The 24,719-nt window shown below is 53.1% G+C and carries 24 protein-coding genes and 3 tRNA genes; 5 read left to right on the plus strand and 22 right to left on the minus strand.

Annotated features, from left to right (window positions below; genetic code table 11):
- On the plus strand, positions 1–508 hold a 508-nt coding region (locus tag A8990_RS29970), incomplete at its 5' end, for a transposase (RefSeq protein ID WP_147306897.1).
- Positions 509–687: 179 nt separating this feature from the next.
- On the opposite strand, the gene A8990_RS29975 is transcribed toward A8990_RS29970, so the two are convergent.
- On the minus strand, positions 688–1,377 hold the full coding sequence (locus A8990_RS29975) for a class I SAM-dependent methyltransferase (protein ID WP_116192692.1): 690 nt from the start codon (positions 1,375–1,377) through the stop codon (positions 688–690).
- Between the two features lie 97 nt (positions 1,378–1,474).
- A complete protein-coding gene (locus tag A8990_RS29980; protein WP_116192693.1) occupies positions 1,475–1,996 on the minus strand; it encodes a hypothetical protein in 522 nt (173 codons plus the stop codon).
- Positions 1,997–2,116: 120 nt separating this feature from the next.
- Here A8990_RS29980 and A8990_RS29985 point away from each other — a divergent pair, with 120 nt between their 5' ends.
- Positions 2,117–2,473 (plus strand): DUF805 domain-containing protein, encoded by a 357-nt coding sequence (locus A8990_RS29985; protein WP_116192694.1) that lies wholly within the window; start codon positions 2,117–2,119, stop codon positions 2,471–2,473.
- A gap of 68 nt (positions 2,474–2,541) precedes the next feature.
- Here the strand turns inward: A8990_RS29985 and A8990_RS29990 are convergent, their stop codons facing one another.
- The 11 genes from A8990_RS29990 to A8990_RS30040 all read right to left on the minus strand — a co-directional run bounded on the left by A8990_RS29990 (position 2,542) and on the right by A8990_RS30040 (position 14,875).
- Positions 2,542–3,489 (minus strand): MTP-1 family protein, encoded by a 948-nt coding sequence (locus A8990_RS29990; RefSeq protein ID WP_116192695.1) that lies wholly within the window; start codon positions 3,487–3,489, stop codon positions 2,542–2,544.
- Between the two features lie 95 nt (positions 3,490–3,584).
- Complete coding sequence (locus tag A8990_RS29995) at positions 3,585–5,165, minus strand: extracellular solute-binding protein (RefSeq protein WP_116192696.1); 1,581 nt, start codon at positions 5,163–5,165, stop codon at positions 3,585–3,587.
- Between the two features lie 66 nt (positions 5,166–5,231).
- Positions 5,232–6,116 (minus strand): carbohydrate ABC transporter permease, encoded by an 885-nt coding sequence (locus A8990_RS30000; protein ID WP_116192697.1) that lies wholly within the window; start codon positions 6,114–6,116, stop codon positions 5,232–5,234.
- Position 6,117: 1 nt separating this feature from the next.
- Positions 6,118–7,032 carry an ABC transporter permease gene (locus tag A8990_RS30005; protein WP_116192698.1) on the minus strand — a complete coding sequence of 305 codons (915 nt, stop codon included), beginning with the start codon at positions 7,030–7,032 and terminating at the stop codon, positions 6,118–6,120.
- 206 nt (positions 7,033–7,238) lie between these two features.
- The gene (locus A8990_RS30010; protein ID WP_116192699.1) at positions 7,239–9,542 is read right to left on the minus strand and encodes a helix-turn-helix domain-containing protein; all 2,304 of its coding nucleotides are present in this window, start codon (positions 9,540–9,542) and stop codon (positions 7,239–7,241) included.
- 138 nt (positions 9,543–9,680) lie between these two features.
- On the minus strand, positions 9,681–10,202 hold the full coding sequence (locus A8990_RS30015; protein WP_116192700.1) for a hypothetical protein: 522 nt from the start codon (positions 10,200–10,202) through the stop codon (positions 9,681–9,683).
- 148 nt (positions 10,203–10,350) lie between these two features.
- A complete protein-coding gene (locus A8990_RS30020; protein WP_116192701.1) occupies positions 10,351–11,166 on the minus strand; it encodes a phytanoyl-CoA dioxygenase family protein in 816 nt (271 codons plus the stop codon).
- An 18-nt stretch (positions 11,167–11,184) separates the two neighbouring features.
- Positions 11,185–12,138: an SMP-30/gluconolactonase/LRE family protein gene (locus A8990_RS30025; protein ID WP_116192702.1), complete on the minus strand. Its 954-nt coding sequence runs from the start codon at positions 12,136–12,138 to the stop codon at positions 11,185–11,187.
- A gap of 16 nt (positions 12,139–12,154) precedes the next feature.
- Positions 12,155–12,925, minus strand: a complete 771-nt coding sequence (locus A8990_RS30030; protein ID WP_116192703.1) for an SDR family NAD(P)-dependent oxidoreductase — start codon at positions 12,923–12,925, stop codon at positions 12,155–12,157.
- Between the two features lie 69 nt (positions 12,926–12,994).
- The gene (locus tag A8990_RS30035) at positions 12,995–14,143 is read right to left on the minus strand and encodes a mandelate racemase/muconate lactonizing enzyme family protein (protein WP_116192704.1); all 1,149 of its coding nucleotides are present in this window, start codon (positions 14,141–14,143) and stop codon (positions 12,995–12,997) included.
- A 90-nt stretch (positions 14,144–14,233) separates the two neighbouring features.
- Positions 14,234–14,875: a GntR family transcriptional regulator gene (locus A8990_RS30040; RefSeq protein WP_181909844.1), complete on the minus strand. Its 642-nt coding sequence runs from the start codon at positions 14,873–14,875 to the stop codon at positions 14,234–14,236.
- An 85-nt stretch (positions 14,876–14,960) separates the two neighbouring features.
- Between A8990_RS30040 and A8990_RS30045 the strand changes: the two genes are divergently transcribed.
- The 3 genes from A8990_RS30045 to A8990_RS30060 all read left to right on the plus strand — a co-directional run bounded on the left by A8990_RS30045 (position 14,961) and on the right by A8990_RS30060 (position 17,069).
- Positions 14,961–15,578 (plus strand): GntR family transcriptional regulator, encoded by a 618-nt coding sequence (locus A8990_RS30045; RefSeq protein ID WP_116192706.1) that lies wholly within the window; start codon positions 14,961–14,963, stop codon positions 15,576–15,578.
- Between the two features lie 64 nt (positions 15,579–15,642).
- Positions 15,643–16,428 (plus strand): hypothetical protein, encoded by a 786-nt coding sequence (locus tag A8990_RS30055; protein WP_147306898.1) that lies wholly within the window; start codon positions 15,643–15,645, stop codon positions 16,426–16,428.
- A 14-nt stretch (positions 16,429–16,442) separates the two neighbouring features.
- On the plus strand, positions 16,443–17,069 hold the full coding sequence (locus A8990_RS30060; RefSeq protein ID WP_116192709.1) for a hypothetical protein: 627 nt from the start codon (positions 16,443–16,445) through the stop codon (positions 17,067–17,069).
- A gap of 46 nt (positions 17,070–17,115) precedes the next feature.
- On the opposite strand, the gene A8990_RS30065 is transcribed toward A8990_RS30060, so the two are convergent.
- The 9 genes from A8990_RS30065 to A8990_RS30105 all read right to left on the minus strand — a co-directional run bounded on the left by A8990_RS30065 (position 17,116) and on the right by A8990_RS30105 (position 24,652).
- Positions 17,116–17,586: an SRPBCC family protein gene (locus A8990_RS30065; protein WP_220376853.1), complete on the minus strand. Its 471-nt coding sequence runs from the start codon at positions 17,584–17,586 to the stop codon at positions 17,116–17,118.
- 100 nt (positions 17,587–17,686) lie between these two features.
- A complete protein-coding gene (locus A8990_RS30070) occupies positions 17,687–18,256 on the minus strand; it encodes a xanthine phosphoribosyltransferase (protein ID WP_116192711.1) in 570 nt (189 codons plus the stop codon).
- 104 nt (positions 18,257–18,360) lie between these two features.
- On the minus strand, positions 18,361–20,526 hold the full coding sequence (locus A8990_RS30075; RefSeq protein ID WP_116192712.1) for an alpha-L-rhamnosidase-related protein: 2,166 nt from the start codon (positions 20,524–20,526) through the stop codon (positions 18,361–18,363).
- 17 nt (positions 20,527–20,543) lie between these two features.
- The gene (locus A8990_RS30080) at positions 20,544–21,368 is read right to left on the minus strand and encodes a carbohydrate ABC transporter permease (protein ID WP_116192713.1); all 825 of its coding nucleotides are present in this window, start codon (positions 21,366–21,368) and stop codon (positions 20,544–20,546) included.
- A gap of 14 nt (positions 21,369–21,382) precedes the next feature.
- Positions 21,383–22,261 (minus strand): carbohydrate ABC transporter permease, encoded by an 879-nt coding sequence (locus tag A8990_RS30085; protein ID WP_116192714.1) that lies wholly within the window; start codon positions 22,259–22,261, stop codon positions 21,383–21,385.
- A 94-nt stretch (positions 22,262–22,355) separates the two neighbouring features.
- The gene (locus A8990_RS30090) at positions 22,356–24,026 is read right to left on the minus strand and encodes an ABC transporter substrate-binding protein (protein ID WP_181909845.1); all 1,671 of its coding nucleotides are present in this window, start codon (positions 24,024–24,026) and stop codon (positions 22,356–22,358) included.
- Positions 24,027–24,397: 371 nt separating this feature from the next.
- Positions 24,398–24,474: transfer RNA gene (locus tag A8990_RS30095), tRNA-Pro, on the minus strand.
- A gap of 22 nt (positions 24,475–24,496) precedes the next feature.
- Positions 24,497–24,573: transfer RNA gene (locus A8990_RS30100), tRNA-Arg, on the minus strand.
- Positions 24,574–24,577: 4 nt separating this feature from the next.
- A tRNA-Gly gene (locus A8990_RS30105) sits at positions 24,578–24,652 on the minus strand.
- Positions 24,653–24,719 lie beyond the last annotated feature (67 nt).

Consider the following 24,719-nt stretch of genomic DNA (forward strand, 5'->3'; position numbering starts at 1 on the left):
ATATTTTGTCATCCGGCTGAAGAACAACACGGTGTTGCATCAGCCTGTTTATCGTCAACGAAAACGTCCCTACAAACATACGATTGAGCAGGATTTGACCTGCCAGATTGGATCGAAAACGACCTTGACCCGAAATCGTTTTCGGGTCGTAAAATTAAAGGATCCCAACGGGAATCCGGTTATTCTGGCGACCAATTTACATCGCCCTTCCGCGGAGCGGATTGCTGAAATCTACCGACAACGCTGGCAAATTGAAGTGTTTTTCCGGTGGATTAAACAGCATTTGAATGTGCCTACGCTATTTGGAAGGACACCGAACGCTGTATATGGTCAGTTGTACACCGCATTGATTGTTTACGTGCTGCTTATGTACGTGTACATGCAAGGGAATAGCCAGGTTCACCCAAGTGCACGGTTGTCTTTTGCTGAGTTTGACCGATTGATCAGCTTTGCTGCATTGCCTCCCGAATGGGTGGTCTATTTGACGAACCATCTCACATTCTCATAACCTAGATACTGGTAAATCAACAGGCGTGGATTTTCCCACTCATTTGCGGCAAGAAACGCCAAAATCGCTCGTTTCGAGCTGAAATGAGTGGATTATTCGGATTATTCCAACATAGATTGCAAATCCCGCTAAAAAAGTTTTTCTACGTTGGAATTATCCACTATAGGTTAGAGCCACATCTACTCCGCCGTCTTCCGCCCGAACATAACGACGAAATTAAAATACTTATACACGCAGTCGACGTCCCGGAAACCCGCTTCCGCCAGCCAGATTAGCTGTGACGCGAGGTCCGCCATCCGGTCCAGCTTCGTCCGCTCGTAAGCAGCAGCAATTTCAGCCTCGGACAGCCCGCTCGCCTCCACTTTCCCCCGCCAATCCGACTTGTAGCGCTCATCGATGAACGGCGTATGCCCCAGCACTTGGTCCGCATTAATGAAGACGCCGCCTTCGCGCAGGTTCACGTAGCTGTTCTTATACAACTGCGCCTTATCCGCATCGGGCAGATGATGAATCGACAAGCCCGAAATGACGATATCATACGTATCCGGTGCAACGTAGTTCGTATAGTCTGCGCATACGTACTCCACATTCGGATTGCCACCGAACCTCGTCCGGGCCACGTCCAGCATATGGTCTGCCAGATCAATGAGCGTCAGCTTCGCATCCGGATACCGCTGCACGAGGAGCGAAGCGAACAGCCCAGTACCCGCTCCAAGATCGAGAATTTTGGGCGCTTCCTGCTTCGAGTCCGCAAGCGATGCAGCCACGCCATAGAAATCGTCGAAGCAAGGAATAAGCTTCCGCCGCTGCTGGTCATAGACCGCTGCCGTCTCATTAAATGTACTGCGCACATGTTGATGATTTGCCATGCGACCACCTCCAATAATTGCCTCTATCATAGCCCCGCGCATAGCTTTTCGTGAAATACGCGATTCCTATGAATTTCATTGGTTTGGCCTATTTAATCTACGCCAGCTTATCCAGCTCCTCCAGCGTCTGCAGCATATGGTCGATCAGCTCCGGCAAGTCTTCCATCTGATCCTCGTTAATTTTCCGATTGAAATGCAGCTCGATTTCATTATGATAAGTAATAGGCTGCTGCTCGCCATAGCCGAAGCTCAGCGTTTGCGTCGGCGGCATCTCCGGCTGCCAGATCGTTTCCAGCTTTTCCTCGATCGCTTTGCACGTCTCATTCGCGTCCTGCACCGGCATGTAGAAACGGAGACGCAGCGTGCAGCCCGAGTTTTCGCCCGACTGCTCCAGCAGCTCCGCCGCGATATCCTTCAGCGACGCTTCCAGCCGGATCTCAGCGGTAATGCCCGCTCCGTTCACGAGCTTAAATTGAAGCGCGAAGATGCGGGCCATCACAGCCAGCTCCATCCGGTCAATCCGATGAGTAATAAGCACTTGGCCAGCGATATTATCGAGATCGTACACCTGGTTCTCAATTGCGACTTTCAAGTTGTCAAATACGGTTGGATCGAACATCGGCCAGCCAACTCCTTCAGCTTTCGAATTTTCATACTAATTACTTTACCACATACAATAAGGAATACCTGCCGCTCCCATCTCTTTCCGGAGCAGGCCACCTTGAGGAGGACACTACAAATGCATTGGTATGGCAAAGTCATCTCGAACTACGTCGGCTTCACAGGCCGGGCAAGACGCAAAGAATACTGGATGTTTTTGCTATTTAACATCATCATCTCCATCATCCTAGGCATCATCGAAGGCATATCCGGTTCCGGTCTGCTATCGAAGCTCTACTCGCTCTTTATCTTCCTGCCGAGTCTTGCCGTCACTGTGCGCAGACTGCACGACACCGGCAAGAGCGGCTGGTGGGTTCTGATTGGACTCGTTCCGATCGTCGGCTTCATCGTTCTCCTCATCTTCACCTGCCTCGACAGCGATCCGGGCACGAATCAATACGGCGAGAATCCGAAGGACTTCGGAGGGTCATACTAACCATACCATTCCGCAAAAAAAGCGGCAGTTCGGGGATGCAAGCCCCCAAACTGCCGCTTCTTTTATCTCTAACGCTCGTACTTCGCAAACGGGTCCTCAATCGTCAGCCGGTGGGCCTCTGCATCGCTTATGCCGGCATAAAGCTCGGCCATTCCGTCCGGTTTGCGGAGCAGGCCGCCGCTGAACACGACATCGGCGAGGTCTGGCCGCTTCGCTGCTCCGGGCAAGAACCGGCTGCGCGATGCGATCAGCTCGATATCGGTGAAACGCGCCGATTCCGGATCGAATGCGAACGCCATCGGATAATAATGACGGTCCCCCCGCTCATCGAAGCAGGCGATATGTCCGAGTACGCCGACGAGACCGCCGGCGAGCAGATGCAGTTCATTGGCACCGCCCCATTCCGAATCGATGAATTGGGCATCCAGCAGCGGCGCATCCTCGATAGCCTGCACTGTCAGCTCGCTCAGCGAACCGATACGGACATAGCCAATCTTGCCCCGGCCGCCCTTCACGCCCTGCGGCCTGGTAAATACGCCGATCGATTTATCGGCTAACTCGATCAGCCGCAAGTCTTTCATCCCGTTCGGCCCGCTGAATAACAGCTCCAAGCTCCGGATGCCTGAGCCTTTATAGAACACGGTGCGCCACGCCAGCGCATCCGGCCGCTCCGGATGCGGATAAATTTGCACGCCGCCAAATACAAGCTCGCCTCCGATACGCGTATGGAACGGGTCCTGCAGCGTGAGCACGGGCGCTCCTTCGCGAGGCATCCATACGCCATCCCGCTCCACGAAGAATATAATCTGCGAATGCTCGCTGTCCCGCTGCTCAACGCGGCCTGCAAGGACAAGCTCGCCTTCGTCCTCGAACGGAGCCGCGATATTGTACACGTCGCGGGTGCCTACGCCCCCAAACTGCAGCTTCAGCGGTTCTGCCGCAAGCTTTCCGCTTGCTTCGTACTCGGCGAGAAGCGCGCTGCATGGCTTCGCATCATGCTTGATCAACAAAGTCATTTTCGTCCCCACACCTTCCTATTCCCATGAACCGAAGGGTCCCTGACCCTCAGGGCAGGGACCCCACGGCTCCACTCCGTACCATCTGTTTAATCTTATTCTGTTGGCGCGGATGCCTTGAACGCATCCAATTGCTTCTGATATTCCGCCAATACCTTATCGATGCCCGCTGCCTTCAGCTTGTCGAGCGCAGCTTGGATGTGCGAATCGTAATCAATGACGCCGCGGTAGATCGGAGTAACGTCAGAGGTATACACCGCCTGCACGTTGCCCATTTCCGCTTTTACCGGAGCCGGATCGAAGAAGAAGTTCGCCGCGTAGAATGTTTTCGCCGACTTGTCTTCCTTGTACAGCTCCTTGTTGGCGCTGAGCAAGGTTTGGTTCACGCGGATCAAGTTCAGGTTGCCGATCATCCAGTCGTCTTGAAGGTAGAGCGGTGTATTCGTTTTTGGATCCATGATCGATTCGAGGCCTTTGTCGCCGACTTTGTTGTATGTCTTGCCTTCAATACCGTACATGAACAGGTCATAGTTGTCTTGGCTTGCGTACAGCCAGTTCAGGAACTTCACCACTTCCGCCGGATGCTTGCTGTTCGCCGCAACGACGTTCACGTTCTTCGCATTGACCATGCGGTACGTATCTTTCTCAGGGCTCAAGCGGAGCAGCGAGAAATCCTCGTCTTTAGCGTCCGGATACGTCTTCTGCACGTCGTTCAGCGAGTTTGGCGTGCCGAATACGAATGCGTATTTGCCGTATTTGATCTGGTCTTGGATCTGCTCTTGCTTCACAGTCAGAACGTCCGGGTTAATCAGCTTCTTCTGATAGGCTTTGCGGAACCACTGCGCATCCTGCTTGAACATGTCGGATTCGACCCAGTTCTTCACGACGCCGTCTTGGCCGATGAACGCCACGTTATCGCGAACCGTGAACGGATACGCATCGTATGTCCGTTGGAAAATATCTGCAGGACCCGCCGAGCCGCCGCGAAGCGGAATCGTCAGCTTCATGTTCAGCTTCGAATTGATTTGCTCCATGGCATCAAGCAATTGGTCACGGTTCTTGATATCCGTGCTTACGCCTGCTTTATTGAACAAGTATTTGTTCAGCGTAATCGAGCCGTCAACCGCGGACTCGTACCAGTACGCTGGAATGCCGTATACTTTGCCGTCCTTCGTCACGCCGCTCCATACGGATTCCGGAATGATTTTCTTCAGGTTCGGGCCGTACTCCTCGATTTCCTTCGTAATATCCTTCAGCGCGCCGCGGCCGGCATAGTTCGCGAGTCCAACCCAGTCGTTCATGACGTGGAACATATCGAAATCTTCGTTCGTGGACAGCTTCAGGTTGATTTTCTGTTCCCAAGCGCCCCAATCAATGTATTCTTTGTCAATTTGCACGCCTACGCCGTCTGCCAGCAGCTTCTTGTTGACTTCAGCCTGAACGCTCTTCCACTCTTTAGGCTCTGTACCAGGAAGAACATACTTGATCGTGACAGGCTCTGCTGACGATTGGTTCGTTGACGCATTATTGCTGCCTGCGTTTGCATTCGTGCCGGAATTTCCGCTCGAATTGCTTGCATTGTTGCCGCTTGCTCCATTATTCGAGTTGCTTCCGCAGCCGGCAAGCATAGTAACGGACATGATGCCCGATAGCAAAACCAGTGATGCCTTTTTCATCTTTGCCCTCTCCTTTTTCTAATAGATCACTTTGTATATTTACCTTTTGCAAGGAAAATATCGAACTTAGCCTTTCACGGAACCAACGACAAGTCCTTTGACGAAATACCGCTGCAGATACGGGTAGAGCAGCGCGATCGGACCGATCGTAATAATAACCGTTGCCATCTTGACGGACTCCGCCGGCATCGTATACTCGCCGGTGGCGCCCTTCGGCAGCATCTCCAGCATTTGGATATTGGAGCGGAGCTGGAACAGAATATACTGCAGCGGATACAGATTCTTGTTGTCGAGGAGCATGATGGCATTCCACCAATCGTTCCAGTAGGAGATGGCGTAGAAAAGCGCAACGGTTGCAAGCGCAGGCAAGCTGAGCGGCATATAAATCCGGAACGCGATCGTCAAGTCATTCGCTCCGTCGATATAAGCCGATTCCCGAAGCGCGTCAGGCAAGCTCTCCATGAAATTGCGAATGAGGAACATATTGAACGCACTGAACAGAAGCGACGGAATAATTAGCGCAAGAATGTTATCGAGCAGCCCCAGCTTCTTCGCCATCAAGTACCAAGGCACGATGCCGGCATTGAACAGCGTCGTAATGAAGAAGTACAGCGCCAGATGATTGCGGTACTTAACCTGCGGATTCGCCAGCGTATAAGCGCCGATTGCCGTGACCAGCAGGGCGAGTACCGTGCCGACGACCGTAATGAAGAGCGAGATGCCATAGCCTTTGAATATAATTTCGCTGTTGGCGAAGATCGCCCGGTAGCCGTCCAAGGACCAAGCGTCCGGGAACAGGCTGTAGCCTTTATTCGTAATGCTGTCCTCGTCCGAGAAAGAGACGATGAGCGTCATCACCATAGGGAGCAAGCAAGCGAGCGCAAACAGCGTAAGCAGCGTGTAGATGCCGATTAATCCAGGAGAGAAACGTCGTCTGCCGATGGTCATCATTTTAGTAGAGCGCTCCTTCCTTGAAAAATCTGCGGGTAATCCAGTTGGCCACGAAGACGAGCAGGAGTCCGACGGTTGACTGGAATAAGCCTACCGCAGCTGCGTTCGAAGGATCGCCTACCATCCGCAGCGCCCGGAATACATACGTATCAATAACGTCTGTCGTCGGGTAGAGCACGCCGTTATCGCCGATAATCGCATAGATCATGCCGAAATCCGCGTAGAAGATTTTGCCGAGATTCAGCAGCGTCAGAATCGTGACGGTCGGCATAATAAGCGGAAGCGTGATGCGCGTCATCTTCTGCCATCTTGTTGCGCCATCCAGGTCGGCCGATTCATATAAGGAACCGTCGATGCCCGTAATGGCTGCCAAGTAGATGATCGAAGCCATGCCTGCATCTTTCCAAACCTTCATGCTGACAAGGATCGTAGGCCACGGATCCGGATTGGAGTACCAATTCATCTCGCTCAATCCGAGCCCCTTCAGCGCCTGATTGATAATGCCGTAATCTGAAGCGAACAAGCTGTACATCATATAACTGACGATGATCCAAGACAGGAAGCTTGGGAAGATCAGCGTCGTCTGCGCAAGCCGGATATAGAGCTTGTTGCGGATTTCATTGAAGAGAATCGCAATCATCAGGGCGAAGAAGGTGACGAAGACCAGAAACAGCACATTCAATTTAATGGTGTTCCAGGTCACCTTCATCGCATCGTTGGATTTAAAGAAGAACTCGAAGTTCGCAAGTCCCGCCCATTGGCTTTCAAACAACCCTTTATTGTAGTCAAAATGCTGAAATGCGACGAGCAGATACGGATAAGAGGCATACGAAAAAATAAATACGTATACGAGTGCCGGCAGCACCAGCAGATAGGAATATTTATTCTTTATAAGCTCGCGTACAAAGCCTGTCATAGTAGCCCTCCTTGCTTCTTGTTCGTGGTGGTTGATGTCTTGCCCCAATCATAGGCGGTTCGCAGCGCTCCTGTAAATTTCGACTATCGGCTCTGCTATCACAAATCGTTAAAATCAGCTTTCAAAATGGCGCACTCACTGTTGAAAAACCGTTTTCCAATAGCAATAAAAAAACGGCAAAGCCCAGTAAAACCGGGCTTTACCGCTTATTCCGCCGCATGGGCCGCCTGCTCCTTGAATACGGAAGGCGTAATGCCGTATTTCTTCTTGAACAGCGTCGTGAAGTACGAAACATTGTACACGCCGACCGCTTCGCCGACCGCCGCGATCGTATCGGTTGTCGTGGCAAGCAGCACCTTCGCCTGCTCCAAACGGATATGAGTCACATAATCATTAAAGGTCGTGCCGGTCATATTCTTGAACAGCTTGCCGATGTAGCCGGTCGAGAAGCCGACATTTTCCGCCGCCGCTTCAAGAGACAATCCGTGCTCGGCGTACCGCTCCTGAACGAACAGCTGGATCGTTTCAATGATCTTCGCATTTTTGACGACGTAGGTGTTCTTCTTGTTCTCTTCCAGAATTTCAACGATTTGCTGGCAGAGGCCAAGCAGCAGCCGCTCGATATCGGCCATCGTCTCGACCGACTGCATGTGACGGGTCGCTCGATACAGCTGCTCCGCATCGACGTTCCACCACTCGGTCACATATTCAAACTCCTTGATGACGCCAAGAACGATAAATTGCGTGTATTGAATCGCATTGGCGTACGAGCAGCCTTGCAGAAATGCCAGGAATGACTCGATTTCGCGCTTCATCTTCGCGGTCTGGCTTTGCTTGACGGCATCGATCAGACGCTTCTCGCTGTGCATCGGGTAACGCTCCTGCTGCCCGTCCTGCTTCGCAGCGGTACGGCTGTCCACGATACAGCCATGACCCAGGAACAGACGCGACGTCATCGACGCCTTCGCCGTCTCGTAGGAGTGGCGGATTTCGCTGAGCGATGCGCAGGAATCGCCGATGCTGACCGATACGCTGACCGCATAGTACCGGAGCAGCGCATCCTGGATTTCGCCGAAGATCAGGAACAGATTGTCCTCGACATGCGGTGAGTCCGTCTGCAGAATAAGCGTCACTTCATCTCCGGCGATGTTTGCCGTATCGGCCCGATACGGCTTGCTCAGCAGCTCGCCGGCAATGTTGCTGATCGCAAACCGGATAAGGCCGCGGTCAAGCGCATGATGCTTCTCGTGAAAGGCAGCGTAGTTATCGATCTTGAACAGAACGACGGTCAAGAAAGGCCCGCTGAACCTGCTCTCCCATTCCCGCTTCATCTCCGCGGACACCGCAAGCTGCTTCGTGCCTCCATTCAGTAAATAAGCGATGTAGCTGTCCTTCAATGCCTGCGAGGACGCCTGAATCGTATCTGCCATCGACTTCGCCGACTCCATCGTATTCGTGAATGCATCGGTCAGCAGCTTGTATTCATCGACGCGAGGATGCGGTTTGGCGGCGTTTGTCTCCGGCGTACTGACTTTGTCCAGAAGCGCTTTGACCGGGTTGTACATGTTGCCCGTCAGAAGGAGGGAAATGAACGCTCCCGCAATAATGAGCAGCACCGCGATAAGAATCGTCCAATTGCGCAGCTGGTCGATGTTCGAGATGATCTCCGAATACGGGCGCACCGTAATGAAGTACCAGTCCAGATTCGCGGACTTCACATACGTGACAAGCTCCTTCTGCCCCTCGATCCGTTGAACGAAGCTGCCCGATTGCGCTTTATCCTTCAAGATGCGCGCAATGTACGGCTTGTCGCTGAAATCTTCCATGAAATGATCCGGGTCCGAGTGGGAAATAATCGTTCCCTTCGTATCCATGACAAGCGTCAGCGCATCACGGGCGGAAGCGCTGATCCCCTTCATAATATTCCGGATATACGCTTCGTCGAGATCCACGACAATGGCGCCCTTCGGCTTTTCTGTAAACGAAATTTCCGGCGTGATTTTGAACGTCAGCAGCTTTAACGGAATCTTGGACATCGTCTCGACCTGGCGCGGAATAAACCCGATGGAACTGCCCTCCTTCTGCAGCTGATCCATCATGTCCGCTGTCGGCGTAAGCCCGAGGAGATCGGTATTCGTGCCCGTCGTGAAATTATAGAGACTGATGTTCTTTATGAAAGGGTAGACGCCTTGCAGCCGGTTAAGGAACAAGTACGCGGTATAATTCGTTTTCTTGTTATCCTCCTTCGCGTATAAGAAGGAAATAATTTCGTTATCGCTCAGCAGTTGGCTTGTAATATCCTTCACCTGATCGTACACCACGTTCGACGTGTAGCTGACCTGCGTCAGCATCTGCTTGGAAGAGGAATCGATTTCATCCACCGCTCTCGCCGAGAACATGGCATACAGAATCGTGGACAGCAGAGCAATCGTAACAATGGACAGCGTGAGATACGATAGTACCAATCGCCGATATACCCGGTATTGAAGAATTCGCCTTAGAAGCATCATGATGTCGTCTATTCTCCTTTTTCCTATCGTTCAGACTGCAATCGCTATCAGAGTTTTAGTATATCTCAAAAAAACGCCCCCATCTATAAATTTCATAGACGAGGGCTCTCTGGGGTCAACGCTGGCGCGCTGGTAAATTTAAGGAATGAATTGCTGGACGATCCGTACGACTTTGCCGTCTTTCAATGTGAGGTGGTACGGGAACTGGCTGACGTCGACCTGTCCGCCATCGCCTTCATGGAAGAGCGACTCGAGCTTCATCAGCGGAATGCTCTTATTCCATGCGGTCGTCGTACTGTACAAGCTGTCATGATCATAAATCTGCATCAGTACGGCAGCATGCGGATCAACCTCGAGCGTCTTCAGGGCATCATCATCATCATTGACGATGTAATAGCCGTCTGGCGCGCTCGTCAGGCCCGAATCCGGCTCATGCTTCGCGAATGCGGCGTCGGCGTCCTTCCCTTCGTACCATTCGATCTGGTCAGCTTCAAGCGACAGCTTGCCGCCATGATCGTTCATCCCATCGATGAACACGGTAATCGTATCCGGAGTGCGGGCGATCGGCTCATAATTCGAATTGCTGTAGGCCGAAGCTGTCGAAATGCATGCTGTCAATCCCAAGAGTGTAAGCGTGATGCCAAGCGCATGTCGTTTCATCCTCACCGTCTCCTCGTGTGCGAGCATGATGCAATCCATCGCCTTCTATATGGGAAAAGCGGGACTTGCCTCTATGACTATCATACCGAGGTTTCGAACAGTTTGGTAGGTGCGACTGCTAAAGATTGCGTAAAACTTGCGGTCTCTATTAAATGCAGCCCGGATACTGACGACCGCGCACAAGCAGATGCGGATTCGGCACCGAATAAGCGCGCCCTGGCTCCGAATGCGCGTCCGCATAATGAAGCACATAAGCGCGGCGCTGGCGGTCCTCTGTTACGTTATTGCCCGAACGGTGAAGCATCGTCCCCGGGAAGAAGACGGCGCTTCCTTTTGGCAAAATGCACGGCACTTCGCTCATCGTCCTCGCGGCATGCACCTCTTGAAAATACTTCCGCTGCAGGACATCCACGGGAACATCATGCGGATAGATTTTCGAACCTTGACTGCCCGGAATGACATGCAAGCAGCCGTTCGCAACATCCACATCGTCGCAGGCGATCCATACGCCGATAACCGTATCCGGCACCGTCTTCAAGTAGTGTGAATCCTGATGGTATGGCTGACCAATGCCCAGATTGCGCGGCTTATCGATGTACATACTCTGAATGCACTTGATGTCAGGACCAATAAGGGCGTTCAGCACGTCCGCGATCTTCTCATGCATGGCATAGTAACGGAATACCGGGTCGGTCAGGTGCATCTCATGGCCGATTTTGAACAAGTACTCCGAGCTTGGCTTCTCCTCGGTAACAAGACCGCGTTCGACCGCTTCCGGCTCCATGTAGAGCGCATTGCCTTTGTACATCGGAACTGTCCCGTCAACCATTCCCTCGGCACGCGCGATGATCTCGTCGCATTCTTCAGGCGTGTACAAACGGTGCACGATGAGAAAGCCTTGCTCCTTATAGTGCTTCAATTGATTATCCGTAACGACATATGCTGGTGATTGGCTTGCGCTCATGACATGGATTCCTCCCGATTATAGATGATTGCTCGTTTTGCGGTACGGATATGTCGGCGTTCCTTTTATGCCCGGGCGATAGGTGAAGATCCCGCCGGCATGCGGCTGCAGCGTATGCGCAGAAGGAGATGTATGTATGCTTGCCGTCGTAATATACAGCGTCATCAGATCATCGCCGCCGAAGACGCAGGAGCTCGCTTTGGCTACCGGAACGTAGACCGCACCCAGCTTGCTGCCCGTGCGCGGATCCCATCTCGACACCTGCCAGCCATCCCAATGCGCGATCCACAGCATACCTTCGCTGTCGATGGTCATGCCATCGGGAAACCCGTCCTCCGTATGAAAATCGATAATGACTCGCGGATTGCTTAGCTCGCCGCTTGCCACGTCATAGTCGAAAGCGGTTACGGTTTGCTTCATCGAATCGATGTAATACATCTGCTTCTCATCGAGGCTCCATGCGATACCGTTCGATACGCCAACGTCATCGACGAGCTTGCGGCATTGCCCATCCGTGTCCAGCACGTATAGGGAACCGGTTACATCGACCTCGGCATGCTGCATCGTTCCCGCGAAGAAGCGGCCCTTCGAATCGCATTTGCCATCATTGAACCGATTGCCCGGCAATTCCGCTTCCGGGTCAGCAAGCGATGTAAGCGTGCCAGTGACAATGTCATAACGCTCAAACCCGTCTCGTGTCGACACGATGACCGCATCCGAATTGGAATCTGAATCGTCGAATACGACAGCACCGACCGTTTTGCCCAGCGTGATCTGCTCGTTATGCATCGTAACAGGATTGAACCGACCGAATGATTCCCCGGCGATATCGACGTAATACAGCTTGCGCTGCTCCGCATGCCAGTAAGGACCTTCCCCGAGAATCATCTTCGCGTCGAACAGCAATTCCGCTTCATGCGCGAACGTTCTAGCCCGGTCCCGTACTTGTGACTGCGCAACCATCTGATCCATTGTTTCCCCCACACTCCTACAAATCAATTGTCATCCCGCCGTCCACAACCAGCGAAGCGCCTGTCATGAACGAATTGTCCGGACTCGCTGCGAAAAGAACGACCGACGCAATTTCTTCCGCTTGGCCCACGCGGCCGATCGGCTGCGCCTCGTTCCACGTCTTCATCGTTTCCTCGCGCGGCGTATCCAAATTTTTCACGCTGCTCTCCAGCATTGGCGTGTGTATGGCGCCAGGCAGCACGGTGTTCACCCTGATGTTCTGCTTGGCGAAGTCGAGCGCAATCGCTCTGGTGAGCGAGACGATGCCGCCTTTCGAAGCGGCGTAGGCCGAATAGCCGTCCAGCGTCGCAAGCGCGTGAACGGAGCTGACGTTCACAATCGCGCCGCCGCCCTGCTGTACCATAGATGGAATGACCTCGCGGCTGAATAAAAAGACCGATGTTAAATTATTCGTAATGACTTCATTCCATCCCTGCAAGCTCATTTCGGTAATCCGAATTTGCGGACAAACAGCCGCATTATTGACAAGCACGTCAATATGGCCGAAACGCGACAGCGTCTCAGCCACAACTTGCTTCACATCTGATTCCAAGGCGACGTCCGCCATTATTGCTGCAGCGCGGAAACCAGCGGTATCAATCTCTGCCGCTGCTGCTCCCGCTTGTTCCGCATCCCGATCGACGATGATGACGGTTGCGCCTTCCTTCGCGAATCGCTGGCAGACGGCCCGGCCAATGCCGCTGCCGCCGCCTGTCACGATGACCACCTTGTCCTTCCAGCTGCTCATACGCTCAACCTCGCTTTTTCGCACATGCTTCTGCTTCGGTCATGCTTATACTGATGCTGATGCTTATGCTTACTTCACCGATTCCCGCTTCTCCCAGCCTTGCTTGAAGAGCGGCAGCCAGTTGCCCACTTGATACGGATGCTTGTCGAGTTCATCCAGGTTCAGCTCCACGCCAAGACCCGGGCCATCCGGCGGCACAATAAAGCCGTTCTGCACTTTGAGCGGCGGCTGCAGCACGTTCTCTTCCCACGACTCGTTGAACTCGTCGAAGATTTCGTGCAGGAAGAAGTTCGGCGTCGCCATGTTCAAGTGGCTGCACACGACGGAGCAGACCGGACCTTGTGCGCTATGCGGCGCGGTTACGCCATTGTGCGCATGTACCATGCCGCACACCTGCTTCGAAGCCGCGATGCCGAGGAACTGCGGCTCCAGCTGAATAATATGGACCGCGTCGTGGCGCAGCAGTTCCGCGAATTGCTCGCGCGAATAATAGTCTTCGCCGCATGCGACCGGCACTGGACTGCGGCGCGCAACCTCGACCATCGACGAGATAAGATGCGGCGGCACCGGCGCTTCGAACCACGTCGGCTCGTACTTCAGCATCGCGTCCGCGAACTGTAGCGCTGTATGCACGCTGAAGCGGTTATGCCCCTCGATGAGGATGTCCACCTCCGGGCCGACCGCTTCGCGTACCGCTGCGATATTCTCGATTGCAGCCGCAAAATCCTGCCGCGTCACCGTGCGCCACGCAGCGCCGAACGGATCGAACTTGAGCGCGGTATAGCCTTTATCGACGACGATCTTCGCTTTCTCGAAGAAGTTCTCCGGCGTATTCGGCCCGCGGTACCAGCCGTTCGCATAAGCGCGGAGCTTGTCATGGCAGCTGCCGCCGAGCAGCTTGTAGAGCGGCTGGTTCGTCGCCTTGCCCATAATGTCCCAGCAAGCGGTTTCAATTGCTGCCAGCGCCGAGCCTTGAATTTGACCGCCGTCGGAATAGACGTCGCGGAACAGCTTCAAGCTGATCGTTTCCACATCGAACGGATCGCGTCCGATGACGAGATGCTTCAGCTCATGAATGGCAGCCTCCACCGTCTTCGCGAAACCGTTCAGCGTCCCTTCGCCAAGGCCGGTAATGCCTTCATCTGTGTCAACAAGCACGAACAGCCAGTTTTTCCATGGGTTGCCGAGAATATAGGTGCGAATATCGGTAATCTTCATCGCGAACAATTCCTCCTAGTAGTTGGTAGCTCCAACGTAGCATAGGGAGAAATAGACCGACAAGATGTCTAACTTGTATACATCAAACTCTTACAACATAATGACCTTCACATACTCGATATGCTGCTCAATGAGCCGCATCGACAGCTCTACATCCTGCCCCGCCAGCGCGTGCCGAATTTGCCAGTGTTCCTCCAGACTGCCCTTCAGCCGACTAGGATTACGGGCAAAAGTCGTCCGTACGACCAGCATGAACTTATCCTGAATTCGCTTCATCACTTCTGCGTACTCCTCGTTATCCAGTCCATCAACGATCATCTCGTGAAATTGCCCGTCGAGCTCGACATAGCGCGTAATATCCATGCGTTCAATCGCTTCCGCCTGCAGTGCCATGTTCTCATCCAGCCGTCGAAAAAAAGCATCGTCCATCTTCCCCGTCAGCTTGCGCACCGCGTACGTCTCAAGCGACAGGCGCAGCTCATAGATCTCCAAAATCTTCTTCAGCGACACTTCCTGCACGATAATCCCTTGCTTCGGCGACAGCTTCACAAGGCCCATCATTTCGAGCCGGTCCAGGGCAGATCGAATCGGCGTCTTGCTCATCCCGAGCAGCTCGCTGAGAAACTTCTCGGACAGAAACATGCCCCCTGGCCACTCGCCGCTAATGATATTCCGCTTCATCACGTCAAAGGCGGTTTCGCGCATGGTTTTCCCCTCTTGCATGCTGTCCATCTGCTCCAAACCTCTCTCCTGTGCTATACTTCCTCTTAACTGCTCTCCTATCCACATCTAGCTAAGAGGAGGCCTTCCTTCCACCATGCCCGGCCCGTCGCTGCGCGAGCAAGCCTACCACAGTATCTATGAACGGATTATATCAAATGAGCTGGCAAAAGGAACCGTCACCTCCGAGGTGCAGCTCAGCCAGCAGCTCGATATGAGCCGGACGCCGATCCGTGCCGCGCTTCAGCAGCTCGAGACGGAAGGCTTCGTCCGCATCGTCCCGAAGCATGGCGTGCTGATTCTCGACTCCTCGGCCCAGCGCGTCGGCGACCTGCTGGAGCTCATCGGCGCGATGCTGCTCTTCGCGGCAACGAGCGTGCAGCTGCGCGATGCGGCTGCACTGACCAATCTATCGGGCGAGCTGCTCGCCGAGCTCGTCTCCATGGAGAGCGGCGATGCCTCGGCACTCTGCCGCTTCGAATATCAATGCCTTCACCGCATCATCGCGCTCAGCCACAACGAAGAGATGCTGAGCCGGCTCGAGCAGAGCGCCTCCCGCCTGTTCTGGTCCAGCAACCGCAAACGCTGGTCCGCGCCGTATCTGCAGGACATGCTCAGCTGCGCGCGGGCATTGCTCCACAGCCTCGCAGATCCGGCAGGCATACGCGACGCTGTCTTTCGCTATGTCCATATGCTGAAGCTAACCTGGCATTAAACAGGGCGATAGTACCATTTTCCAGACTCTATCCAGAATAGTCATATCATAGTAAACTAGCGATATGAACCATATACCCTCGGCTTCCACGAGCTCAAGGCGAATTCGCCGCGAATACACCATCGTATTCATACTGCTGCTTATCCCTTTGGCCGCAGTCAGCATCATGCTATTCCCACGCTATTATAGCTACTCTGCTCCCGGCGACATCGTTTCCGTCCAAGATATCGGCGTGAACGGGAGCGTCAATTTCTGCTATGTGCAAGAAGGCGTCACAACCAATTTATATGAACGCTTTGCTGTAGGGCAGGCGCTCCCGAATGCCAAATTCGAACGAGCCGACGCCGACGCGCAAGAAGCGCTTGAGTCGGACATGCAGCTCGGCGAAGAACTGCGAGACGAAACGATCGGCAATGCCATTCGCTCTGCCGACGAGCAGGACGCAGATACAAGCCCAGAGGAAGACTACGAAGACAAATACGCTAGCTTAACAGAAGAGACCGCGAACTACTATGGCGACTCGATCGGTCTTATGCTCGGTATCGGACTCGTTGAGGAAGAGCAGCATCTCGACTTTTCGAAGAATGGCAAGTACGTCATTGCCGGAACCGGAACGCTGGAGGAGGATCATTCTGTCGGCTCCGTTGGCGCTATTCCGAACAAGGTGCAGACCGCTGTGAATGCGAAGGCTACTATTTTCTTCGTTCCGAAGGACAAAGAGAATTGGTTCTACGAAGGGCTTAGCAATGAGGAGGAGGCCATGGGCATCGCAAGTTCGATTCCATCGGTGCATATTGTTCCCGTCGCAACGCTCGAAGAAGCGCTCGACTACCTACGTCAATTGAAATAAGGAGATTTAACAAATTGAAATTACGTTCTGAAGTCCTATCCAATGTGATGCGTATTATGCTCGCCATACTTGTTGCTGTTGCTGTGCTGGATTTAATCGGGTCGCTCATCTATGCCTTCAGTGAGAGCTTCTATCTTGATTCCGTCCATTCCTTATTCAGCATGATTTCCATTATCAAAGTTGTACTCTATTATACGATGTGCATCGTCTATTTGGTTTGGATCTTCAAGGTGCATGTCGATTTGAATCAATTGATTCTGAAGTACCCGCGGACACCGGGCGGAGCGCTCGCAGCGATGCTGATTCCGTTTTATAACTTCTATGGACTGCCTTCAACGTTTAGCCGAATGGGCGCTCAGCTCGAGGAGCGAAGCTATACGGCGGCAATAGGCCGCAAAATCAGTACCCTGACTGTTCCGCTTATCATCCTGTTCTTATTCAACTATGTCTTGGGCCGCCTAATGCAGCAGACGGGCGAGTCCTTCCTCTTTGTCCTTGGCAGCGTCGTTTCGCTAGCTCTGTCCATCGTCTATCTGCTGCTCACACGTTACGTATCGCAGGGCCTTCATCAGCTTGCGAATAGGCCAGCTGCAGAACACTACGAAGAATCACTGGAACAACAAAACGTCCTCAGCCATTAAGGCGAGGACGTTTTCTTTATTCTCCGCGTTACCCGCGTTACACACGTTAGCCGCGCAGCTTCTGCAGCACTGCCTGCAGCCGGTCGAAATTTTGCTCGTTCCCTTCGATCGCGTAGGACTTCACCATCTCGAACTCCCCCGCCGTATCGAACAGCATCCGCCAAGTCAGCTTCGTATTATTCGCATCCACTTCTTCGAGGGTCGCCGTCATTTGAAAATGCGGCCCATTCAGATGTTTGAACACGATACGCTCAGGCGCATCAATCTCGATGAACTGGCTCTTATTCTTGTAGTCCGTGCCGTCTGGACCGTGCATCACAAACTCCCAGTCGCCGCCCGGCTTGAACTCGAATGTATCGAACGTATTCGTGAAGCCATTCGGTCCCCACCAGCTCGCAAGCTGCTCCGGATTACGCCAAGCTTCGAACACAACCTCGCGCGGTGCATGCATAATCCGCCAGTTCACAATCTCCCGGTCGCTCTCCGTCACTGCATTTCGAATCAACTCATTCGTCATCGTCATCATCCTCCATATGGGTTCTATAATTAACCTTCACCCTATAGACACAGCAACCTGAAGTTATCTATCACACGCCTGCAAAAATATTTCGTCCACCCTAAACGAACGTCACCTTACCATCATCCAGCGAAGCAATACGAGCGAGCGACTCTACCCGATATCCCTGCTCGATCAGTTTGCCTCTGCCCGCCTGGAACGATTTTTCGATCACGATGCCGATGCCGGCGACCTCTGCGCCAGCCTGCTGGACGATCCGCGCCATCCCGAGCGCGGCCTCGCCATTCGCGAGAAAATCATCAATGATGAGCACCCGGTCCCCTTGCTCGAGAAACTTCTTCGACACCGTAACCTCGCTCTCTTCTTGCTTCGTGTACGAATACACCTTCTCGGTATAGAGGTCCGTCTGCATCGTAAGCGATTTTCTCTTGCGCGCGAACACCATCGGTAAGCCCATCCGGTATGCCGCCATGACAGCCGGGGCGATGCCGGAAGATTCTACCGTCATGATCTTCGTCACGCCCGCTTCACCGAACAACTCTGCAAAAGCTTGTCCCATCTCCATCATCAGCCCCGCATCGACTTGATGGTTCAAGAACGTATCCACCTTGAGGACGCCGCCCGCAAGGACGATGCCCTCCTGTCTAATCTTCTCTTTCAGCAGCTCCACAGGCAGCCACTCTCCTTCCTCTTTCCCCCATTCTACCCCCACGCGGTGACGCTATACAACAAACAGCCACTCCCAAGAGGAGCGGCTGCTGCTTTACAATTGGGCTATACCGACGGCTGCTCGCTACCTGCCATCTCAATGACAGTCACGCCCGGAGGAGCATTTACAACGATGCGGAATTCTCCATCTGCGTCGTAATACCACTGCACATTCAGGTCACCATGCGGCGTGTTGACCGTACCGCTGCAAGAACGAATGCCGCCAACCGGCGTCGGCGTAATTCGCACCGTGCTGTAGCCGGGCGACAGCGGCTGAACGCCAAGCACAACCTCGCCGATCCACTTCACCGGCGTGCTCGACCATGCATGGCACAAGCTCATCCGATAAGAGCCATAAGCGGTATACGTCGTGAGCGCATCGTGAAAATCCCGCTTCGCTCCCGCGTCAGCGCGCACCGTGTACGACTCCCAGAACGTCGTCGCGCCATTGTCGAGCATACCGCCCCATACCGCCGTAATGATCTCATAAGCACGCTCATGCCTGCCATAGCGCGACAAACACTCCGCCAGCTGGAACGCCGACAATGGCGTCAGCGGATCTTCCAGCTCGTAGCTGTCGAGGAATGCGATCGCCGCTTCATCCGACACATAGCAGCTCGCGATGCCGAGTACCTTGACCGCTAGCGCATACGGGTCCTGCATGAAATCCGCTGAGCTCAGCGTACGAAGCGGCCAGTCAATCGCAAGCTCCAGCTCCGGCATAGCAGCAGCGAGCTTCAGCAAGTCCGCCCGCGTCAGCGCATAGATGGCTTGCAGCGCTACCGCGCGCTCTTCATCCGTTAGCGGCACCCACTCGACGAGGACGCCATCCTGCGGCAGAATTCCGACGCCGTGCTCTGTATTTTGCCCGACCCATGCGATATGGCGCTGCAGCGGCTCCTTCATCTCCAGGACAAAGGATTTGTCGCCAGTCTGCGCATAGTACTCGCACACGGTCTTCAGCCACCAGAGGGTATATTCGCAGATGCTGTTCATCCAATGCCCGCTCGGCGTCTCGATACCAAGCTCCCGCACCGCACGGCGGATAACCTTCGTATCTTCCCATAGAAAATAACAGGATTTTGCCGCGAGATAGAAGTCGAATGTCCAATTGAGCCGGTCCCGCTTAATGCCGTCCCATAGCCCAATCTGATGACAAATCCGGCTCGTATGCGCAGACACTTCGAAAATCTCGTTCAATCGCTCCGAGTCGCTCGACAGCTTGCCAGCCTGACGAAGCGCCACATGGACGGACTGGAATTTCAGCTCCAGCTCGAAAGGATGCCCCGCCTCTCCAAGCACGAACAGCTGAATATATCGACAGCCCTGCGGCAGCGTATACTGCGTCTCGCCCGGCGCGATCTCAAGCCACTCCGTAATGCAGCCTTCATAATGCGCTAGCTCATGCAGCGACTCAGCGCCGTTCCACAGCAGCTTCACGCGCTCAGTCCCGTGATTGGACGCCGTGAATCGGCAATTATACTCCGCCTGCAGATCAATCGTCACAGACGACGCAGCGGTTAGATTCATCTCACGCTGCAGGCTCCGCATCGCTTTCCATTCATTTTGCTTGCGCAGATGATAGAACAGCTCGAGCTGCTCTTGCTCCGGCTTCACCAGCGTTCCGTCTTGACCGTGACTGCCGGATAGACCGACAACGCCGTTCGCAACTGACGCTTGAAGCTCTGCCGCCTCTATGACTGTCGTGCTGTTCAAATCATAGGCTTCGATATCACCATAACCGCCTGCTACGAACGCAGCCGGGCTATTTTCCAAATCTCCGAAAGGCTCTTCGCCAAGCCTGCAGATGACAGCAGCCTGCGCATCATCGGCCTGCCACGATTCATCCGTCACAAGCCAGAAGCCATCGCCCTGCAGATAGGCAATCGCCCCGACACGGCGGTTCCACAGATAATAGTTCACTTCCGCCAGCGGGACGAATGCGCTGCAGCTCAGCTCCAGAGACAGCTCATGCTCACCTTCCTGCAGCACGCCTGGCAACGCCGCAACCGTCAACCATTCTCCTGCATTGCCGGCCCGTTCCCCGATTTCTTCAACTAACACGCCATCCAGTAAGACACGGGCCGAGCCCGTAAAAGAAACATGCAGCGCTGCGCCGCTTACTTCCTGATCAAGCTTAAACTTGCGGGACAGCTTAAAGCTTGGGCGATGCTCTCTATCCTCATGCCATACCCAGAGCGGCAGCTTCAAATTGAATTGTTGAGTGTCCATATCGTTCCTCTTTTCATCTACGATTTTACTGCCCCGGACACCATGCCTTCGATGTAATACTTCATGCCGAAGATGATGACGAGAATGGTCGGCACACTGCCGATAATATAACCTACGAAAGATAATCCGACGTCAGAGCGCCCGGAGTGATTCAAGCTGACTGCCGCCATCGTGAAGGTTTGATGCTCCTGGTCAAGTACGATGAACGGCCACAGATAGTCGCTATATACGGCAAGGAAAGTAACAATCCCTACTGTTACGAGAACCGGAATGCAGAGTGGCAATGCCACTCGCGAATACAGATAAAATTCGTTCCCGCCATCCATCCGCGCCGCTTCGAATAACTCTTCAGGAAGCGATTCGAACAACGTCCGGCATAACAAAATACCCAGCAGCTGCGTTCCGGATATATAGGGAAGGATAAGTCCCCAATACGAACCCGTAATGCCGATCTTGGAAACAATCGCATACAGCGGCACGATAGTCAGCAGCGATGGAATCATCATAACGCCAATCAGCAGAATGTACAGCAGACCTTTCAGCGGAAACTGATGTCTTGCGAACACATAGCCGGACAACGAACCGAGCAGCACCGCGCCGAGCACCGTCGAGAAGCAGACGAGCAAGGAATGACTGATACTATTGCGGACGACATCCCATGCAGCGGTGTAATTCTCGAAATGCAGCTTCTCGGGCATGCCCCAGAATTCGATAAGCACCTCGATTTGCGTTTTGAACGAGAAGAAAGCAAGCAGAATGAATGGAACTAAGGTAAGCAGCAGCAGTATCGCGAGAAGAGCCCCGCCGGTCCATTTCACCCATGTGGCAGTCATCGTCGTCATCTGTGCGGCCCCCCTTAGTAATCCGTCTTCAGGAACTTCATATTAAACAGCGTAATGACGAGAATGACGAGGAATAAACTAACGCCAATTGCAGATCCGTACCCATACTGCGAGCTTCCGAAAGCCGCATTGTACATGACCATCGCCGGATTCGTCGTCGCCACGCCTGGACCTCCGCCAGTCATAACCAGAATCTTCACGAAGTCCTGCAAGCTGGAAATGATCGTAAGGATAATGACGACCTTAAACTGCGGGATGAGAAAAGGCAGATGCATTCGCGAGAATACATTCCAGCCGTTCGCCCCGTCAATCCGCGCCGACTCCAGCTGCTCCTGATTCATGTTTCCGATCGCCGCATAGAAGATGAGGAAGGGCAGTCCGGATATGAATGGCAGCCCCATCATCACGATGGACCAAATCGCGGTTTTGTCCTCCCCTAGCCATGCACGGGTGGAGTTAAGTCCGAGCAAGTGAAGCAGCTGGTTCAGCAGTCCGTTGGTCGGATCATAAATGTTCTGCCAGAGCAGAATCGTCACAATTCCAGGCAATAGCATCGGCAAAATAAAACCCGTTCGGAACATATACTTCAGTCGCTGGCCGCCGAGCAAATAGATGAGCTCCGCACCGAGCAGCGGGAATACGACCGCCTTCACCACATCGCTCAGCGTGTAGATCAGCTGGTTGGCTGCACCTTTCGTAAATGTTGGCTCGCTCCACATTTGCTTGAAGTTAGCTAGACCGACCCACGTGGACTTCACGAGATTCCACTCGGTAAACGAGTGAGCGAATGCCAGTAAAATCGGATAGTACAAGAAAGTGGCGATAAACCCAAAGGAAGGTACAAGAAACAAATAGGAGGTGCCATACCGCTTCCATTTCGCCGCGCTCTTCATCGAATGCTCCTCTCCTCGGCAATTGTCCCTATCAACAAGCGCAAGACGGGGGTGGCTGATCCACTACCCCGCCGAGACGCTTTTCTTCATTTCCTTATGGATTCGTTTTTGAATCCAGGTCGAACTTATTGTCCTTGATGTACTTCTCATTCGTTTTCTTCGTTAGATCCGCTCTCTTCTTGAGATAATCTTGCAGCGAAATCTTATCGTTGTAATAAGACAGCTCCAAGTCCTTCATCTCTGCCGTTGCGTTTGGTTCAGCAGCAGGGTTACCTCCTGTGATGCCGCCGATGGAGAAGCTCATATTACCTGCCACTTTGAAGCCATCGAGGTAGGAATTGACTTCGTCCGAGAGCGTTACTCCTTTTACAAGGCTCGGTCCTTGAACGAATTGTCCCGCATCGATCGTAGCCGAGAATACTTTTTGTGCTTCATCAGGCGAGTATAGGAATTGCAGAAAATCCTTCGAGCGCGCTACAGTTTCAGCGTCCTTCTTGTTCGTGATCGCCAGTTGGTGACCTGGAACAAGAATGCCGCGCGGATGACCTGGGAAGTTCGGATCGGCATCTTTGAAGTCCGGGAATTTGAACGTTCCCCATTGGAACTTCTTATCGCCAAGCGACTGCTGGTCCTTCAAAATTTGACCAACCTGCCAGCTGCCGTTCCAGTATGTTGCAGCTTTGCCCGAGATAAAGAGCTGATACGCATCTGCGTCCTTCATCGTCGCGTAGCCTGGCTGCAGGAACTTCGACAGCTCCTTCAGCGTGGACCATGTCTTCTGTTCAGCAGGGCCCTGCGCGTCGTACTTGCCGCTCTTCCACAACGCCATCAGACGTTCATTGTCCGTAATTGCGCCAACGTCGAAGAATGGATTGTTCACATCGTATTTCACTTTGGAATTAATCGCTTCAACCTGCGGCGTATTGCGTGCATCACCCGCTTGAACGACTATCTCCGGAATGTATTGGCGTGCCGACCAGTCCGCGAACGCCTCAACCATCCAGCCCTCGGTATCGCCGCCTGTCGCTTGCGTCATCGCCACGGGAATATAGCCTCCGTCCTTCAGCTTCTGAAGGTCAGCGAATATGTCTTCCCATGTCAGGGGTGGATCTGTAATACCGGCTTTCGCGAAAATATCTTTGTTATAGAAGAAGCCTGTTCCAACGATGTCAAAAGGCACCATGAAGATGTTTCCGTTAGCCGTATAAGCGTACGGCCAGTAATCCGCGTTAATGCCGTCCCATAGCGATGTTCCGTTATTGTACGGGTTGGGCTCTTTCACGAAGTCATCCAGCTTCATGAGGAAGCCCTTATCGATGTTATTGGCTGGACTGTCACCGAGGAGGTTCGCATGCACGATATCCGGTGCATCGTCTCCGCCAGCAGCCATCTTCGCTTGGAAGGACGTTTGATACGTCGTGTTATCTGTCACGATGTCGATCTTAACCGTCGTTTCCGGGTGCAGCTTGTGGTAATCCTCTGCGGCTACTTGTAAGCCGGCTGTGTAGTAGTTCGTGATGGTGGAGAATGTGATTGTCTTGTCTTCCTTCTTCGCGGAGTCTTCTGTGGTGGTGGAAGAGCTGTTGTCTGAGGTGCTGTTATTCGAAGCTGTGCTTGAGGTGTCCGTGTTGTTCGTCTTAGTCGTATTATTCGCCTTGCTAGCCGAATCATTAGCTGCTTTGTCATTCGAGTTCGAACATGCTGCTAGAAGTGACAGTACGAGTATGACCGAGGTGAGCAAAGCAATGACCTTCCTGCTTTTCATAGGACGAGTCCCCCTCAGATTTAGATAGACCTGTTCAAGCCACATGTTAAGCACATAAAACGTTTTTACTCTCCGGAGTGAAGCAGATCATGACCGTCAGCTGGTCGGTCAAAATCGCATTGTAAGTGCTTACAATGAGCTTGTAATGTCATCTTACCATTCAGTGGGCAAATCTAACAACATTAAAACAACATGATATTTCTAAGCTGCAAAACCCTTGATACTGCTGGATTTGTGACGATATGCACTATAAAAACGATGAAAAAATCGATAAAGTTCCGTTAAAAATGTATAAAACGTTTTAATGAATATTCGAGCGGGAAGCACAAAAAAAACTTCTTGCTAGAAGCAAGAAGCTTGTCTGTAATAGATGGTCGGGATGACACGATTTGAACATGCGACCCCCTGGTCCCAAACCAGGTGCTCTACCAAGCTGAGCTACATCCCGTTATGAAGAAGTGAAGAAGAAATGGCGTGCCCTGAGAGATTCGAACTCCCGACCTTTTGATTCGTAGTCAAATGCTCTATCCAGCTGAGCTAAGGGCACATAATGGAGCGGAAGACGGGAATCGAACCCGCGACCCTCGCCTTGGCAAGGCGATGCTCTACCGCTGAGCCACTTCCGCAAAATATATGGTGCGCGTAGAGGGACTTGAACCCCCACGGTCGCCCGCCAGATCCTAAGTCTGGTGC

It is taken from the genome of Paenibacillus taihuensis, assembly GCF_003386535.1.
Taxonomy (GTDB): domain Bacteria; phylum Bacillota; class Bacilli; order Paenibacillales; family Paenibacillaceae; genus Paenibacillus_Z; species Paenibacillus_Z taihuensis.

Bases quoted from the DNA above. Each gene is read 5' to 3' on its own strand.
- A8990_RS29975 (WP_116192692.1), bottom strand. From the start codon at position 1,377: ATGGCAAATCATCAACATGTGCGCAGTACATTTAATGAGACGGCAGCG.
- A8990_RS29980 (WP_116192693.1), bottom strand. From the start codon at position 1,996: ATGTTCGATCCAACCGTATTTGACAACTTGAAAGTCGCAATTGAGAAC.
- A8990_RS29985 (WP_116192694.1), top strand. From the start codon at position 2,117: ATGCATTGGTATGGCAAAGTCATCTCGAACTACGTCGGCTTCACAGGC.
- A8990_RS29990 (WP_116192695.1), bottom strand. From the start codon at position 3,489: ATGACTTTGTTGATCAAGCATGATGCGAAGCCATGCAGCGCGCTTCTC.
- A8990_RS29995 (WP_116192696.1), bottom strand. From the start codon at position 5,165: ATGAAAAAGGCATCACTGGTTTTGCTATCGGGCATCATGTCCGTTACT.
- A8990_RS30000 (WP_116192697.1), bottom strand. From the start codon at position 6,116: ATGATGACCATCGGCAGACGACGTTTCTCTCCTGGATTAATCGGCATC.
- A8990_RS30005 (WP_116192698.1), bottom strand. From the start codon at position 7,032: ATGACAGGCTTTGTACGCGAGCTTATAAAGAATAAATATTCCTATCTG.
- A8990_RS30010 (WP_116192699.1), bottom strand. From the start codon at position 9,542: ATGATGCTTCTAAGGCGAATTCTTCAATACCGGGTATATCGGCGATTG.
- A8990_RS30015 (WP_116192700.1), bottom strand. From the start codon at position 10,202: ATGAAACGACATGCGCTTGGCATCACGCTTACACTCTTGGGATTGACA.
- A8990_RS30020 (WP_116192701.1), bottom strand. From the start codon at position 11,166: ATGAGCGCAAGCCAATCACCAGCATATGTCGTTACGGATAATCAATTG.
- A8990_RS30025 (WP_116192702.1), bottom strand. From the start codon at position 12,138: ATGGATCAGATGGTTGCGCAGTCACAAGTACGGGACCGGGCTAGAACG.
- A8990_RS30030 (WP_116192703.1), bottom strand. From the start codon at position 12,925: ATGAGCAGCTGGAAGGACAAGGTGGTCATCGTGACAGGCGGCGGCAGC.
- A8990_RS30035 (WP_116192704.1), bottom strand. From the start codon at position 14,143: ATGAAGATTACCGATATTCGCACCTATATTCTCGGCAACCCATGGAAA.
- A8990_RS30040 (WP_181909844.1), bottom strand. From the start codon at position 14,875: ATGGACAGCATGCAAGAGGGGAAAACCATGCGCGAAACCGCCTTTGAC.
- A8990_RS30045 (WP_116192706.1), top strand. From the start codon at position 14,961: ATGCCCGGCCCGTCGCTGCGCGAGCAAGCCTACCACAGTATCTATGAA.
- A8990_RS30055 (WP_147306898.1), top strand. From the start codon at position 15,643: ATGAACCATATACCCTCGGCTTCCACGAGCTCAAGGCGAATTCGCCGC.
- A8990_RS30065 (WP_220376853.1), bottom strand. From the start codon at position 17,586: ATGACGAATGAGTTGATTCGAAATGCAGTGACGGAGAGCGACCGGGAG.
- A8990_RS30075 (WP_116192712.1), bottom strand. From the start codon at position 20,526: ATGGACACTCAACAATTCAATTTGAAGCTGCCGCTCTGGGTATGGCAT.
- A8990_RS30080 (WP_116192713.1), bottom strand. From the start codon at position 21,368: ATGACGACGATGACTGCCACATGGGTGAAATGGACCGGCGGGGCTCTT.
- A8990_RS30085 (WP_116192714.1), bottom strand. From the start codon at position 22,261: ATGAAGAGCGCGGCGAAATGGAAGCGGTATGGCACCTCCTATTTGTTT.
- A8990_RS30090 (WP_181909845.1), bottom strand. From the start codon at position 24,026: ATGAAAAGCAGGAAGGTCATTGCTTTGCTCACCTCGGTCATACTCGTA.